Raw genomic sequence first — 15,488 nt, forward strand, 5'->3', positions numbered from 1 at the left:
AATAATTGATAATCGTAAACTGAAAGCGGGAAATGAAGAATAAGAAAATGAAGAATGAGGAATGAAGAATGAAGAATTAGTTATCATTCACCATTAATCATTCACCATTTACCATTAATCATTAATCATTGGTCATTTACCATTTACCATTAATCATTTCCCATTGCTTTTTTCTGGCCGTAAAGGTAGGTGTTTTTCGTGAAAAAGTGAAAGGAAATCAGCAGGAATGCTGCGAGGGACAATAGGGTAGCTGTGATTATCGGAAATGTTTCCGCATTTCGGAAGCGTTCTCGGAGTAAATAATTCATTGTTTAATCTTTGAAGGACTGGTACAGTCGGAATCGGAGAAAATGATGGTGGCCTGTGTACAGACTTGGCGGCAACAATAGAGTATCGTACCAAAGCTGTTTTAAAAAACGATACGGAAAAGATAAATCAAACGGCAAGATAACAATTGGAACAGCCTGTTATTTTTGTTAAATAACGGCATGTGTCATTTGTGTTGCAAAACAATTTCTGAAATATTTGTTCATGTCACGAATAAGTCGTTACTTTGCAAAAACTTTAGAAATTGTATATGCAGTCACAGGAAATGGGAACCAGTTTTTATTTTAGTTCGAATGAATTTCATTCGCCGGTTGATGGTTTTTCCGTTTTTGCAGAGATATTTTTAATTCTTTGATAAATGCGTTGTCCTTTGATAAGGATGACGCATTTTTTATATATGGAGTAAAAGACATTAAAACAACTTATAAAGAGAAACAATGAAGAACGATTTGAAGAAAGTGTTAGTCTTGGGTTCAGGTGCGCTCAAGATCGGTCAGGCTGGAGAATTTGACTACTCCGGTTCGCAGGCTTTGAAAGCTTTGCGCGAAGAAGGTATCAGCTCTGTGCTGGTTAATCCCAATATCGCTACGATTCAGACTTCGGAAGGTATCGCTGACAAGGTGTATTTCTTGCCGGTAACTCCTTATTTCGTGGAAGAGATTATCAAGAAGGAACGTCCCGACGGAATCCTGTTGGCTTTCGGTGGACAAACTGCATTGAATTGCGGAACCGAACTTTATCAGAAAGGTATTCTTGAAAAATACGGTGTACGTGTGTTGGGTACTTCAGTAGAAGCCATCATGTATACGGAAGACCGTGACTTGTTTGTCAAAAAGCTCGATGAAATACCGATGAAGACTCCCAAGAGCCATGCTGTGGAAAGTATGGAAGATGCTTTGAAGGCTGCTCGCGAAATCGGTTATCCGGTGATGGTACGTTCGGCTTATGCGTTGGGCGGATTGGGTAGTGGTATTTGCCCCGACGAAGAAGCATTTGTGAAGTTGGCCGAAAGCTCGTTCACTTTCTCCAAACAGATTCTTGTAGAAGAGTCTCTGAAAGGTTGGAAAGAAATAGAATTTGAGGTTATCCGTGACGCAAACGACCATTGTTTCACCGTGGCTAGCATGGAAAACTTCGACCCTCTGGGCATCCATACAGGTGAGTCTATAGTGGTTGCACCGACTTGTTCGCTCAGCAACGAGCAGGTAGAAATGTTGCAGGAACTTTCCCGCAAGTGTATCCGCCACTTGGGCATTGTGGGCGAGTGTAACATTCAGTATGCTTTCAATGCCGAAACCAATGACTATCGTGTCATCGAGGTAAATGCCCGTTTAAGTCGTTCTTCAGCATTGGCATCCAAGGCTACCGGTTATCCGTTGGCTTTTGTAGCTGCCAAGATTGCTTTAGGCTATACGCTCGATCAGATTGGCGAGATGGGTACACCCAACTCGGCTTATGTAGCACCTCAGCTCGATTACCTGATTTGTAAGATTCCTCGCTGGGACTTGACGAAGTTTGTCGGAGTGAGCCGCGAAATCGGTTCGAGCATGAAGTCGGTAGGTGAAATCATGTCTATCGGCCGTAGCTTCGAGGAAATTATCCAAAAAGGTTTGCGTATGATTGGTCAGGGTATGCATGGCTTTGTTGGCAACGATGGTACTCATTTCGATGATCTTGATCACGAATTGTCGCATCCGACTGATCTTCGTATTTTTGCCATTGCCCAGGCTTTGGAAGAAGGCTATACGATTGACCGCATTTACGATCTGACAAAGATTGATCCGTGGTTCCTCGGCAAGCTGAAAAATATTGTCGATTATAAGCATAAACTTTCCGAATATAAGAAGATAGAAGACATACCTGCCGATGTATTGCGTCAGGCTAAGGTATTAGGCTTCTCCGACTTTCAGATTGCCCGTTTCGTACTTCATCCGACTGGCAACATGGAGAAGGAAAATCTCATGGTGCGTGCCCGTCGTAAGGAACTGGGTATTCTTCCGGCTGTGAAGCGTATTAATACCGTAGCCAGTGAACATCCTGAACTGACCAACTATCTTTATATGACATATGCCGTACAGGGTTATGATGTAAACTATTATAAGAACGAAAAGTCGGTAGTTGTACTGGGTTCGGGTGCTTATCGTATCGGTTCCAGCGTTGAGTTCGACTGGTGTTCGGTGAATGCTATCCAGACAGCCCGCAAGTTGGGTTATAAGTCTATCATGATCAACTATAACCCAGAGACGGTTTCGACTGACTATGATATGTGCGACCGCCTTTATTTCGATGAACTGTCGTTCGAACGTGTGCTCGATGTTATCGACCTCGAACAACCCCGTGGTGTTATCGTATCGGTAGGCGGACAGATTCCGAACAATCTGGCTATGAAACTCTATCGTCAGTCAGTTCCTGTATTGGGTACCTCTCCGGTATCTATTGACCGCGCAGAGAACCGTAATAAGTTCTCTCACATGCTCGACCAGCTGGGTATCGATCAGCCGGCATGGCAGGAACTAACCAGCTTGGAAGATGTGAAAGGCTTTGTGGCTAAGGTGGGCTATCCGGTGCTGGTGCGTCCGTCTTACGTCCTCTCAGGTGCAGCTATGAACGTTTGCTACGACGAAGAAGAATTGCAGGAGTTCCTGAAGATGGCAGCTGAGGTATCGAAAGAATATCCGGTAGTTGTTTCGCAGTTCTTGCAGAATACGAAGGAGATAGAATTCGATGCCGTAGCTCAGAACGGCGAGGTGGTGGAATACGCCATTTCCGAGCACGTCGAGTTTGCCGGCGTACACTCTGGCGACGCTACCTTGGTGTTCCCCGCTCAGAAGATCTATTTTGCTACCGCCCGTCGCATCAAGAAGATCAGTCGTCAGATTGCTAAGGAACTGAACATCTCAGGTCCGTTCAACATTCAGTTCCTGGCTCGCAATAATGAAGTTAAGGTGATTGAATGTAATCTTCGCGCTTCACGTAGTTTCCCGTTTGTCAGCAAAGTGTTGAAACGCAACTTTATCGAGACCGCAACAAAGATTATGCTCGATGCTCCTTATACCAAACCCGATAAATCGGCTTATGATATCGATTGGATTGGCGTAAAAGCCAGCCAGTTCTCGTTCTCGCGCCTGCACAAGGCCGACCCTGTATTGGGTGTAGACATGTCTTCAACAGGTGAGGTTGGTTGCTTGGGTGATGATTTCTCAGAAGCTTTGCTGAATGCGATGATTGCTACCGGCTTCAAAGTTCCTTCTCCAGAAAAGGGTGTGATGTTCTCGTCGGGTGCTATGAAGTCGAAAGTTGATTTGCTCGATGCCAGCCGCATGCTTTATACTAAAGGTTATAAGATCTATGCTACAGCCGGCACAGCAGCTTTCTTGAATGCCCATGGCGTAGATACAGTGCCTGTTTTCTGGCCGGATGAACGTCCCGATGCCGAGAATAATGTGATGAAGATGATTTCCGAGCATAAGTTTGATCTGATTGTCAATATCCCGAAGAATCATACCAAACGTGAGTTGACGAACGGTTATAAGATTCGTCGTGGTGCTATTGACCATAATATTCCGTTGATCACCAATGCGCGTCTGGCTAGTGCCTTTATTGAGGCTTTCTGCGAGATGAAATTGGAGGATATCCAGATCAAGAGCTGGCAGGAATATAAATAATCTGAATAGAGATATTTTTATTGTATTTTGTAAGGATGCACCATCAAGGTGTGTCCTTACTTTTTTTGTGCTTTGCACATCACAGTGTTGTTTGTTTGGTCGGATACACCGTCGTCTGTTTCGATGAGGCTGTGATGTTTTTTTTGAAAAAAGTCATTCGATTGTTTGCAGATATCAAAAAATGTCGTACCTTTGCAGCGCTTTTGAAACGAAAGTGACGGGCGTTTAGCTCAGCTGGTTCAGAGCATCTGCCTTACAAGCAGAGGGTCGGCGGTTCGAATCCGTCAACGCCCACTACTCAATTCTTCACTTTCGTTATTCAAAACGGGCGTTTAGCTCAGCTGGTTCAGAGCATCTGCCTTACAAGCAGAGGGTCGGCGGTTCGAATCCGTCAACGCCCACCGACAATTTTTTAGAGGACACATGTAAATGTGTCCTCTTTTTCTTTTTTTTAGGATAGCCATTTCTGGGTAGCAATTATCCCTTTATTTTTTCTCAGTTAGGAAAATATTATTCTCTAACTAGGAAAAATTTTTTTCTAACTAGGGAAAATAGGAAGGTATAGATAAGTCGATAGGGTAGGGAGGAGGGGTCTTTTGCGTTCGGCGGTAGGTGAGGCAGGCGACAGTGGCGGATGTATTTTGGATAATTTTATAGTTGCAAGGAGTTTTTATGTCATTCTTATCCCTTGTAAGTCAGAAAAAAGCCGTAATTTTGCAGTCTGATAATTATCATTATAGATACGACGTATGAAACTGGATTTACTTACCGCTATCTCTCCGATCGATGGTCGATACAGAGGCAAGGCTGAGGCCTTGGCTGATTATTTTTCTGAGTTTGCACTGATAAAATACCGTGTACAGGTAGAAGTGGAATACTTCATTACCCTGTGCGAACTGCCCTTGCCGCAATTGAAAGGGGTGGACAAGGCTGTGTTCGAAACTTTGAGAAACATCTACCGCAACTTCTCGGAAGCCGATGCACAGCGCATCAAAGATATTGAAAGCGTGACCAACCACGACGTGAAAGCTGTAGAATACTTCCTGAAAGAAGAGTTCGACAAGCTGGGTGGAATGGACGACTATAAAGAATTTATTCACTTTGGTCTGACTTCACAGGATATTAACAATACTTCTATCCCCCTTTCGGTGAAAGAAGCACTGAGCAATGTGTACTATCCGCAGATAGAAGAGCTGATAGCACAACTTCGCACGTATGCTGAAGAGTGGGCCAACATCCCTATGCTGGCCAAGACGCACGGACAACCCGCTTCGCCTACCCGTCTGGGAAAAGAAATCAATGTGTTTGTCTATCGTTTGGAACGTCAGCTTGCCACGCTGAAGGCCTGTCCCGTGACAGCCAAGTTCGGTGGTGCTACCGGTAACTACAACGCCCATCACGTAGCTTATCCCGAATACGACTGGAAAGCGTTCGGCAACCGTTTCGTATCCGAAAAGCTGGGCTTGGAACGTGAAGAATATACTACACAGATTTCCAATTATGACAATCTGTCGGCTATCTTCGACGCCATGAAGCGCATCAATACCATCATGATCGACATGAACCGCGACTTCTGGCAATACATTTCGATGGAATACTTCAAACAGAAAATTAAAGCCGGTGAGGTGGGATCGAGTGCTATGCCTCACAAAGTGAACCCCATCGACTTTGAAAATGCCGAAGGTAATTTGGGTATGGCAAATGCTATTTTGGAACATCTGGCTGTGAAGTTGCCGGTGTCTCGTCTGCAACGCGACCTGACCGACTCGACTGTGCTGCGCAATATCGGTGTGCCTTTCGGACATATTATCATTGCCATCCAGAGCTCATTGAAAGGTTTGCGTAAACTGCTGCTGAATGAAACAGCCATCTATCGCGATCTGGACAACTGCTGGAGCGTCGTGGCTGAAGCTATTCAGACTATTCTGCGTCGCGAGGCCTATCCGCATCCGTACGAAGCACTGAAGGCTTTGACGCGCACCAACCAGGCCATAACAGAAGAATCTATTAAGAACTTTATCAAGGAGCTGAACGTGAGCGAGGACATCAAGAAAGAACTTCGCGCTATCACTCCGCACAATTATACAGGAATGTAAATAAGAGGATGTGTCAAGAGGAAGCAGCTCCTTTATTTGACACATCTACCTAATAACGGCCGTGAGGCCAACGTCTAATTTTATTCGAATAAAAACAAAATGAGTACAGAAAACGAAACTTGGCGCGATGCTTCTTCCGCAGAGGGGAACTCGAATGCCGGCCGTGATGGTAACCAGTTCAACGGAAGTTATAACCGTCCGTCTTATAACCGTGAAAATGGCGATCGCCCGCATCGCCCGAGATTTAACAGGGAGAATGGTGAACGTGTGCAGCGTGCTTATAGTAGCGACCGTTCTTACCGTCCGCGTTTCAATCCTAATACTGAGAATGGCGATCGTCCGCAACGTTCGTACAGCGATGACCGTTCGTATCGCCCGCGTTTCAATTCCAATTCAGAAAATTCGAGTCGTCCGCAACGCACTTATGGCAATGATCGTCCGCAGCGTCCGCGCTTTACTCCGAATAACGAGTATGGCGATCGTCCGCAACGTTCTTATGGTGCGCGTCCGCAGCGCCCGCGTTATAATGATGCCGAAGCTAGTGATCGCCCGCAACGTTCGTATGGAAACGACCGCCCGCAACGTCCGCGTTTTGCTCCGAATGCCGATAATGGTGATCGTCCGCAACGTTCGCGTTTCAATGCTGGTGGTGCAGGCAAGCCGCAGGGATATGGCAAACAAGGTGGAAACCGTCAGCGTCGTACAGCCGATTACGATCCGAACGCTAAGTACAGCAAGAAGAAACAGATAGAATACAAAGAACAGTTTGTCGATCCGAACGAGCCGATCCGTTTGAACAAGTTCCTTGCTAATGCCGGTGTCTGCTCACGCCGTGAGGCCGATGAGTTTATTACAGCTGGTGTAGTTTCGGTAAACGGTGTTGTCGTAACCGAGTTGGGAACCAAGATCAAACGTGGTGACGAAGTGAAGTTCCATGATCAGACAGTCAGCATCGAACGCAAAATTTACGTATTGCTGAACAAACCTAAAGATACGGTGACTACATCCGACGATCCGCAGGCGCGTCGCACGGTAATGGATCTGGTAAAGGATGCCTGCACCGAGCGCATTTATCCGGTAGGCCGTCTGGACCGCAATACGACCGGTGTGCTGTTGCTTACCAACGATGGTGATCTGGCTTCTAAGCTGACTCATCCCAAGTATTTGAAAAAGAAAATATATCATGTGCATCTGGACAAGAATCTGACAAAGGCAGATATGGAACAGATTGCTGCCGGTATTCAGTTGGACGATGGTGAGATTCATGCAGATGCCATCAGCTATACTGACGAGAATAAGAAGAATGATGTAGGTATTGAAATCCATTCGGGTAAGAACCGTATCGTGCGCCGAATCTTCGAGTCGCTGGGCTATAAGGTGGTGAAACTGGATCGTGTATACTTTGCCGGATTAACAAAGAAGGGTTTGCGTCGTGGCGAATGGCGTTACCTGACAGAGCAGGAGGTAAACTTCTTACGGATGGGTTCGTTTGAATAAAAAAGAGTATTAATATAATGTAGTAAAGAGTCGGGGAGCGATGCAGCTCTTTGACTCTTTGCAGAATACGATAGAATTATGGAAAAGATTAGTAGAACAAAGATTGTTGACCTGCTGAAGCGTGACGATTTTGGCGCTATGGTCAATGTGAAAGGATGGGTTCGTACCCGCAGAGGTAGCAAACAGGTGAATTTTATTGCACTGAATGACGGTTCTACAATAAATAATGTGCAGATTGTGGTAGACGTGGCCAGCTTTGACGAAGATGTGCTGAAGGATATCACGACCGGAGCCTGCCTTAGTGTGAATGGTGTTCTGACCGAATCGGTCGGTGCCGGACAGAAAGCCGAAATCCAAGCCCGCGAGATAGAAGTGTTGGGTACTTGCGACAATACATATCCTTTGCAGAAGAAAGGTCACTCCATGGAGTTCTTGCGCGAGATTGCTCATTTGCGTCCCCGTACCAATACGTTTGGCGCTGTGTTCCGCATCCGTCACAATATGGCGATAGCTATCCACAAGTTTTTCCACGAGAAGGGCTTCTTCTATTTCCATACTCCGATCATCACAGCGTCCGATTGCGAAGGTGCCGGACAGATGTTTCAGGTGACAACGAAGAATCTGTACGACCTGAAGAAGGACGATAACGGTTCTATTATTTACGATGACGACTTCTTTGGTAAGCAGGCCAGTCTGACGGTTTCCGGACAGCTGGAAGGCGAGTTGGCTGCTACGGCCTTGGGTGCTATCTATACGTTTGGTCCTACTTTCCGTGCTGAAAACTCTAATACTCCCCGTCACTTGGCTGAGTTCTGGATGGTTGAGCCTGAAGTTGCTTTTGCAGATCTGAACGAATTGATGGATCTGGAAGAAGAGTTCATTAAATATTGTGTAAGATGGGCACTCGACAACTGTCGTGACGATCTGGAATTCCTGAACAAGATGGTTGATAAAGGATTGATAGAACGTCTGCAAAAGGTGGTTGATACAGAGTTTATCCGTCTGCCTTATACGGAAGGTATTAAGATTCTGGAAGAAGCCGTGGCAAAAGGACATAAGTTTGAGTTCCCTGTATATTGGGGTTGCGATTTGGCCAGCGAGCACGAGCGCTTCCTGGTTGAGGAACATTTCCAGAAGCCTGTTATCATGATTGACTATCCGAAAGAAATCAAGGCTTTCTATATGAAGCAGAATGAGGATGGTAAGACTGTGCAGGGTACTGACGTGTTGTTCCCGCAGATTGGCGAAATCATCGGTGGAAGTGTGCGTGAGGAGAATTATGACAAGCTGATGGCACGCATCACCGAGCTGCATATTCCGATGAAAGACATGTGGTGGTATCTGGATACGCGAAAATACGGTACATGTCCTCATGCCGGTTTCGGTCTGGGATTCGAACGTCTGCTTCTGTTTGTGACAGGTATGGCCAATATCCGCGACGTTATTCCGTTCCCGCGTACTCCGCGTAATGCCGAGTTCTAATTGAAGAATTTGTTTGCTGAAAGACAATAAGGATATTTTTTACCCTTAAAGAGCAAGTCCGTACAATTTATCAGATTGTGCGGACTTTTTTTTCTGTATATGTGTTATATTCTCGAAAATTTTATTTATATTTGTGACAGCCCCTAAGGCTGAGAGTGTTAACTAAAAACGATACGAATATGAAACGAAATTTGTTCTTTACCATGCTTGCAGCTATGCTGCTTGCGGTAGCAGGAGTCTCCGCACAGGAGAAGGCTGCTTTTAAACCGGCCAATCTGGAAGGAATCTGGCAATTGTGCCATTATGTGTCCGAGTCTGCTGATGTACCTGGAATGCTGAAACCGAGTAATACATTCAAAGTACTTGGTAAGGATGGGCGGATTGTTAATTTTACGCTTATTCCTGGGTCGGATGCCATTATAACCGGTTATGGAACTTATGAACAGCTGACAGATAATTCTTACAAGGAAAGTATTGAAAAGAACATTCACCTGCCTATGTTGGACAATCAGGATAATGTGCTTCAGTTTGAAATGGAATCGGATGAATACATGCATTTGAAGTATTTTATATCGAAGGACTTGAATGGAAATGAACTGAATTGCTGGTATCACGAGACGTGGAAACGTGTTGTGATGCCCGATAAGTTTCCAGAAGATATAGTTCGCTGATAGTTTTCTGTACTTGTCAGCAAGAGTGTTGTTTCTGTTTTTAATTCTTTCCCATCCGGGACAAAACGTTGTGCGTGCGTCCCAGGTGGGAAAGTTTTTTTGTATGTATCTGTGACGGGTGAGAAAAAGCCAACTCGGTGATAATCAAAAAAAGGCTAAATCGTTTGTCAGTTCGCAGAAAAACCGTACCTTTGCAAGCCGATTATTATCTAAAAAGGATAAGCGATTAATTCATAGCGAGTTGGACGGCCTTTGTCCGGGGTGTCCGATTAGCGGTGAAGAGAAAAAATTAGTAGTAACATTATTAAAAAACAAATCAAGAGTGGATACTTTAAGTTACAAGACCATTTCTGCAAACAAAGCTACAGTGACTAAAGAATGGGTCATTGTTGACGCTACCGACCAAGTATTGGGTCGTTTGGGCGCAAAAGTTGCGAAACTGTTGAGAGGAAAGTATAAACCTAACTTTACCCCTCATGTAGATTGTGGCGATAATGTGATCATTATCAATGCCGACAAAGTGAAACTGACCGGTAACAAATGGAATGACAAGATCTATTTGTCATATACAGGTTATCCTGGTGGTCAGAGAGAAATCACCCCTGCCCGCTTGCAGGCTAAACCGAACGGTGATGACAAGTTGCTGAGAAAAGTAGTAAAGGGTATGCTGCCTAAGAACAAATTGGGCGCTAAATTGCTGGGTAATATGTATGTATACGCTGGTAGCGAACACAAACATGCTGCTCAGAACCCGAAAATGATTGATATTAACGCACTTAAATAAGAAGATAATGGAAGTAGTAAATGCATTAGGCAGACGTAAACGTGCTATCGCACGCATTTTCGTAAGCGAAGGTACTGGAAAGATTACTATTAACAAGAGAGACCTCGCAGAGTACTTTCCATCAAGCATTCTTCAGTATGTGGTTAAGCAACCGTTGAACAAATTGGGTGTTGCTGAAAAATATGACATCAAAGTGAACCTTTGCGGTGGTGGTTTCACTGGCCAGTCTCAGGCATTGCGTCTGGCTATTGCCCGCGCTTTGGTGAAAATCAATGCCGATGACAAAGCTGCCCTGCGTGCAGAAGGCTTCATGACCCGTGACCCGCGTTCTGTTGAACGTAAGAAACCGGGACGTCCGAAAGCACGTCGCAGATTCCAGTTCAGTAAACGTTAATCAGTTACATAAGTTAACAAGTGGACAAGTTAACGAGCCTATAAGTCTATTGTCTTGTAGACTGTCAACTGATAACCTCGTCAACTGGATACGTTTAGCATCTAAACTACCGGGACTCTCGCTCGCACTGAACAGGCTACCCGGCGGTTGGTTTAGAAAAACAAAAAAGAAAGTAAACGAATTAAAGATTAAAACAAGATGTCAAGAACAAATTTTGATACATTATTGGAAGCCGGTTGCCACTTCGGTCACTTGAAGAGAAAGTGGAACCCTGCAATGGCTCCTTATATTTTCATGGAACGCAATGGTATTCATATCATTGACCTTAACAAGACTGTTGCTAAAGTAGACGAAGCTGCTGAAGCTTTGAAGCAAATCGCCAAGTCTGGTAAGAAAGTTCTGTTTGTTGCTACTAAAAAACAAGCTAAGCAGGTGGTTGCCGACAAGGCTGCATCTGTAAACATGCCCTACGTAATCGAGCGTTGGCCGGGCGGTATGTTGACTAACTTCCCGACTATCCGTAAGGCTGTGAAGAAGATGGCTACTATCGATAAATTGACTAACGATGGTACTTATGCTAACCTCTCTAAGAGAGAAATCCTGCAGATCTCTCGTCAACGCGCCAAATTGGACAAGACATTAGGCTCTATCGCCGATTTGACTCGTCTGCCGTCTGCATTGTTCGTAGTTGACGTTATGAAGGAAAACATCGCTGTTCGCGAAGCAAACCGTCTGGGTATTCCCGTATTCGGTATTGTAGATACGAACTCTGATCCTACTAACGTAGACTTCGTAATTCCGGCTAATGACGATGCAACCAAGTCTGTAGAAGTTATTCTGGATGCTTGCTGCGCTGCTATGCAGGAAGGTTTGGAAGAGCGTAAGGCAGAGAAGGTTGATATGGAAGCTGCTGGTGAAGCTCCTGCCAACAAAGGCAAGAAGAAAGCTACTAAAGCTCGCCTTGACAAGTCTGACGAAGATGCCATCAACGCATCTAAGGCTGCTGCCTTCATGAAAGAAGACGAAGAGGCTTAAATTATATACTTGAGAGTTGAGAATTGAAAGTTGAGAGTTACTTTAAACGGCAATTCTCAATTCTCTGTTCTCAGCTCTCAATTGCTTTATAACACAGAGTATTATTAACTTTTAAATAGATAGAAGAAATTATGGCTGTAACAATGGCTGATATAACCAAGCTCCGTAAAATGACCGGTGCTGGTATGATGGACTGCAAGAATGCCTTGAATGACGCTGAAGGCGATTTCGACAAGGCTATGAAGATTATCCGCGAAAAGGGTCAAGCTGTAGCTGCTAAACGTTCCGATCGTGAAGCTTCAGAAGGTTGCGTTTTGGCTAAGACTACTGGCGACTTTGCTGTAGTTATCGCTTTGAAATGCGAGACTGACTTCGTTGCACAGAATGCTGACTTCGTTAAACTGACTCAGGATATTCTGGATCTTGCTGTTGCCAACAAGTGCAAGACTTTGGATGAAGTAAAAGCTCTGCAACTGGGTGACGTAACTGTAGCTCAAGCTGTAACAGACCGCAGTGGTATCACAGGCGAGAAGATGGAACTTGACGGTTACATGACAGTAGAAGGTGCTGATACAGTTGTTTACAACCACATGAATAAGAACGGTCTTTGCACTATTGTTGCTTTCAATAAGAAAGTAGACGAACAACTGGGTAAGCAGGTTGCCATGCAGATTGCAGCTATGAACCCGATTGCAATCGACGAAGACGGCGTATCTGAAGAAATCAAGCAGAAAGAAATCGAAGTGGCTATCGAGAAGACAAAGGCTGAGCAAGTACAGAAGGCAGTTGAAGCAGCTCTGAAGAAAGCCGGTATCAATCCTGCTCACGTAGATAGCGAAGATCACATGGAAAGCAACATGTCTAAGGGCTGGATTACAGCAGAAGATGTTGCTAAGGCAAAGGAAATCATCGCTACTGTATCTGCTGAGAAGGCTGCTAACCTGCCCGAGCAGATGATTCAGAACATCGCTAAAGGTCGTCTGGGCAAGTTCCTGAAGGAAGTTTGTCTGTTGAACCAGGAGGATGTAATGGATCCTAAGAAGACAGTAAGAGAAGTGTTGAAAGAAGCTGATCCTGAACTGAAGGTTATCGACTTCAAGCGTTTCACTTTGCGTGCTGAATAATTATTTCCTTTAATATATTTATGAAGGCGGCAACTACGGTTTATTCTGTAGTTGCCGCTCTTTTTTATCCTACTGGCTTTGTCTGGGTATATCCTTCCTTTTTCAGCAGTTCGATGACTTTCTGTTTGAAATCACCTTGTATTATGATTTCGCCGTCTTTGGCGCTGCCTCCTACACCGCATTTGCTTTTCAGCATCCGTCCCAGTTCTTTTAGGTCGTCTTCTGTACCGGTAAATCCAGTTATCAGGGTCACCACTTTTCCTCCCCGGTTCTTGCGGTCCAGTTGCACGCGCAGGCGTTGTTGTGCGGGTGGCAAGGTTTGCTCTTCGATGTTTTCTTCCATTTCGTATTGGAAGTCAGGGTTAGTGGAGTATACTACATTGAGTCGGTCTTTCCAATCGTTCTTTTTCATAATATGCTTGGTATATAGGATATGTGTATGTCTGTTTCTTGATTTCGACAGGCAAAAATAATGTTTTGCATGGAGTCTTGCAATGCAGTCAAAAGTTTTGTAGAAATTATGTTAACTATCGCCAAGCGTTTACAGAAAAAAGACTACTTTTGTCTATTGTAACCTAAATAATTGAAGAGAATGACCACGAACCGGGCAATTCAACATAAGAATAGCATGAAAGTGCCGGAGCCAACCTTGCGCCGTCTCCCGTGGTATCTTTCTAATGTCAAGCTGTTGAAAAAGAAAGGAGAACGTTTTGTTTCTTCTACGCAAATATCCAAAGAAATCAATATCGATGCATCTCAGATAGCCAAGGACTTGTCGTATGTCAATATCTCTGGCCGCACACGGGTAGGCTACGACATTGATACTTTGATTGCTGTATTGGAAGATTTTCTGGGGTTTACCAATCTGCATAAGGCTTTTCTGTTTGGTGTAGGTAGCTTGGGAGGAGCCTTGCTGCACGATTCCGGTTTGAACCATTTCGGATTGGAGATTGTGGCGGCATTCGATGTGAATCCTGATCTGGTAGGAACGCAGCTGAACGGTATCCCTATTTATCATACCGATGAGTTTGAACAGAAGATGTCGGAGTACGATGTCAATATCGGTGTGCTGACTGTTCCCATTGAGATAGCTCAACAGATTACCGACAAAATGGTGGAGGGAGGCATCAAGGCTGTGTGGAACTTTACTCCGTTCCGTATCCGAGTGCCCGAGCATATTGTGGTGCAGAATACTTCACTGTACGCCCATCTGGCGGTAATGTTTAACCGATTGAATTTTGAACATATTTAGTCATGAAGATTTTGGCTGTGGGCATGAATTATGCCCGTCATAACGAGGAATTGGGACATACGGCTGTGAATAGTGAGCCGGTTATCTTCCTGAAACCTGATTCGGCGATACTGAAGGACGGCAAGCCTTTCTTTTTGCCCGACTTTTCGAACGAGGTGCATTATGAAACGGAAGTTGTAGTACGTATCTGCCGATTGGGCAAGCACATTGCTCCACGTTTTGCCCGTCGTTATTACGACGCAGTGACGGTCGGTATCGATTTTACGGCCCGCGACCTTCAGCGTAAGTTCCGTGAGGCGGGCAATCCTTGGGAACTGTGTAAGGGATTTGATAATTCGGCTGCAATAGGCGACTTTATCTCCTTGGAGCAGGCAGGTGGGGATGTGCAGAATCTGGACTTTCATCTTGATATAGATGGCAAGGAGGTACAGCGTGGAAATACGGCCGATATGTTATTCCGCGTGGACGATATTATTGCTTATGTCAGTCGTTTCATGACGCTTAAAATTGGTGATCTGCTCTTTACGGGTACGCCTGCGGGAGTGGGACCGGTAAGCATCGGACAACATTTGCAAGGATATCTGGGAGAAGAAAAACTGCTTGATTTCTACATCCGATAACTGTGAAAGTGGCAGGAAGAACAGTTGTAGTTTATATTGTTTTATAAGAAAGCTTATGAAGATACGTGTAGGTTTTGGTTTCGATGTCCATCGGCTGGTCGAGGGACGCGAGCTTTGGCTGGGAGGTATCCGGCTGGAACATGAGAAAGGGCTGCTGGGACATAGCGATGCCGATGTGCTGATTCATGCCATTTGTGATGCCTTGTTGGGGGCGGCCAATATGCGTGATATCGGTTATCATTTCCCTGATACAGCAGGCGAGTTTGCGGGTATCGACAGCAAAATCCTTTTGAAGAAAACCGTTGAACTGATTGCTACCAAAGGCTATACTGTCGGTAACATTGATGCTACGGTTTGCGCCGAACGGCCTAAGTTAAAGGCACATATTCCCGAGATGCAGCGTACGCTTGCATCGGTGATGGGGGTAGATGAAGATGATGTATCTATCAAGGCTACAACCACAGAAAAACTTGGTTTCACCGGGCGTGAAGAAGGTATCTCGGCTTATGCTACGGTGCTGATTGAGAAAGTGTGAAAGCAT

Annotated in this window: 13 protein-coding genes and 2 tRNA genes; 14 read left to right on the forward strand and 1 reads right to left on the reverse strand. The window is 44.9% G+C overall.

Annotated elements, in window-relative coordinates:
* The first annotated feature begins 764 nt into the window (after positions 1–764).
* The 11 genes from carB to tsf all read left to right on the forward strand — a co-directional run bounded on the left by carB (position 765) and on the right by tsf (position 13,075).
* On the forward strand, positions 765–3,992 hold the full coding sequence (gene carB, locus Q3C19_RS01605) for a carbamoyl-phosphate synthase (glutamine-hydrolyzing) large subunit (protein WP_071148696.1): 3,228 nt from the start codon (positions 765–767) through the stop codon (positions 3,990–3,992).
* 219 nt (positions 3,993–4,211) lie between these two features.
* Positions 4,212–4,286, forward strand: a tRNA-Val gene (locus Q3C19_RS01610).
* Between the two features lie 32 nt (positions 4,287–4,318).
* A tRNA-Val gene (locus Q3C19_RS01615) sits at positions 4,319–4,393 on the forward strand.
* Positions 4,394–4,741: 348 nt separating this feature from the next.
* Entirely contained in the window at positions 4,742–6,088 is a 1,347-nt protein-coding gene (purB, locus tag Q3C19_RS01620; protein ID WP_277120463.1) for an adenylosuccinate lyase, read from the forward strand.
* 99 nt (positions 6,089–6,187) lie between these two features.
* Entirely contained in the window at positions 6,188–7,585 is a 1,398-nt protein-coding gene (locus Q3C19_RS01625) for a pseudouridine synthase (protein ID WP_302726768.1), read from the forward strand.
* A gap of 78 nt (positions 7,586–7,663) precedes the next feature.
* Entirely contained in the window at positions 7,664–9,067 is a 1,404-nt protein-coding gene (gene asnS / locus Q3C19_RS01630) for an asparagine--tRNA ligase (RefSeq protein ID WP_302726770.1), read from the forward strand.
* 179 nt (positions 9,068–9,246) lie between these two features.
* On the forward strand, positions 9,247–9,738 hold the full coding sequence (locus tag Q3C19_RS01635) for a DUF4488 domain-containing protein (RefSeq protein WP_022162285.1): 492 nt from the start codon (positions 9,247–9,249) through the stop codon (positions 9,736–9,738).
* Positions 9,739–10,060: 322 nt separating this feature from the next.
* A complete protein-coding gene (gene rplM, locus Q3C19_RS01640) occupies positions 10,061–10,522 on the forward strand; it encodes a 50S ribosomal protein L13 (protein WP_022162284.1) in 462 nt (153 codons plus the stop codon).
* A 7-nt stretch (positions 10,523–10,529) separates the two neighbouring features.
* Complete coding sequence (rpsI, locus tag Q3C19_RS01645) at positions 10,530–10,916, forward strand: 30S ribosomal protein S9 (RefSeq protein WP_071148700.1); 387 nt, start codon at positions 10,530–10,532, stop codon at positions 10,914–10,916.
* Positions 10,917–11,114: 198 nt separating this feature from the next.
* Positions 11,115–11,951: a 30S ribosomal protein S2 gene (gene rpsB / locus Q3C19_RS01650; RefSeq protein ID WP_071148701.1), complete on the forward strand. Its 837-nt coding sequence runs from the start codon at positions 11,115–11,117 to the stop codon at positions 11,949–11,951.
* 131 nt (positions 11,952–12,082) lie between these two features.
* Complete coding sequence (gene tsf, locus Q3C19_RS01655) at positions 12,083–13,075, forward strand: translation elongation factor Ts (protein ID WP_022163351.1); 993 nt, start codon at positions 12,083–12,085, stop codon at positions 13,073–13,075.
* Between the two features lie 64 nt (positions 13,076–13,139).
* Here tsf and Q3C19_RS01660 read toward each other — a convergent pair whose 3' ends face one another.
* Complete coding sequence (locus Q3C19_RS01660; RefSeq protein ID WP_288911011.1) at positions 13,140–13,487, reverse strand: translation initiation factor; 348 nt, start codon at positions 13,485–13,487, stop codon at positions 13,140–13,142.
* 180 nt (positions 13,488–13,667) lie between these two features.
* On the opposite strand from Q3C19_RS01660, the gene Q3C19_RS01665 reads away from it, so the two are divergent.
* The 3 genes from Q3C19_RS01665 to ispF are packed head-to-tail and all read left to right on the forward strand — an operon-like array spanning position 13,668 to position 15,482.
* Positions 13,668–14,327 (forward strand): redox-sensing transcriptional repressor Rex, encoded by a 660-nt coding sequence (locus tag Q3C19_RS01665; protein ID WP_071149346.1) that lies wholly within the window; start codon positions 13,668–13,670, stop codon positions 14,325–14,327.
* A gap of 2 nt (positions 14,328–14,329) precedes the next feature.
* Positions 14,330–14,947: a fumarylacetoacetate hydrolase family protein gene (locus Q3C19_RS01670; RefSeq protein ID WP_302726779.1), complete on the forward strand. Its 618-nt coding sequence runs from the start codon at positions 14,330–14,332 to the stop codon at positions 14,945–14,947.
* Positions 14,948–15,002: 55 nt separating this feature from the next.
* A complete protein-coding gene (ispF, locus tag Q3C19_RS01675) occupies positions 15,003–15,482 on the forward strand; it encodes a 2-C-methyl-D-erythritol 2,4-cyclodiphosphate synthase (RefSeq protein WP_022163347.1) in 480 nt (159 codons plus the stop codon).
* The last annotated feature ends 6 nt before the right edge of the window (positions 15,483–15,488 follow it).

Origin of the sequence: Bacteroides sp. ET489 (assembly GCF_030518095.1) — a bacterium.
Classification (GTDB): Bacteria; Bacteroidota; Bacteroidia; order Bacteroidales; family Bacteroidaceae; genus Bacteroides; species Bacteroides ndongoniae.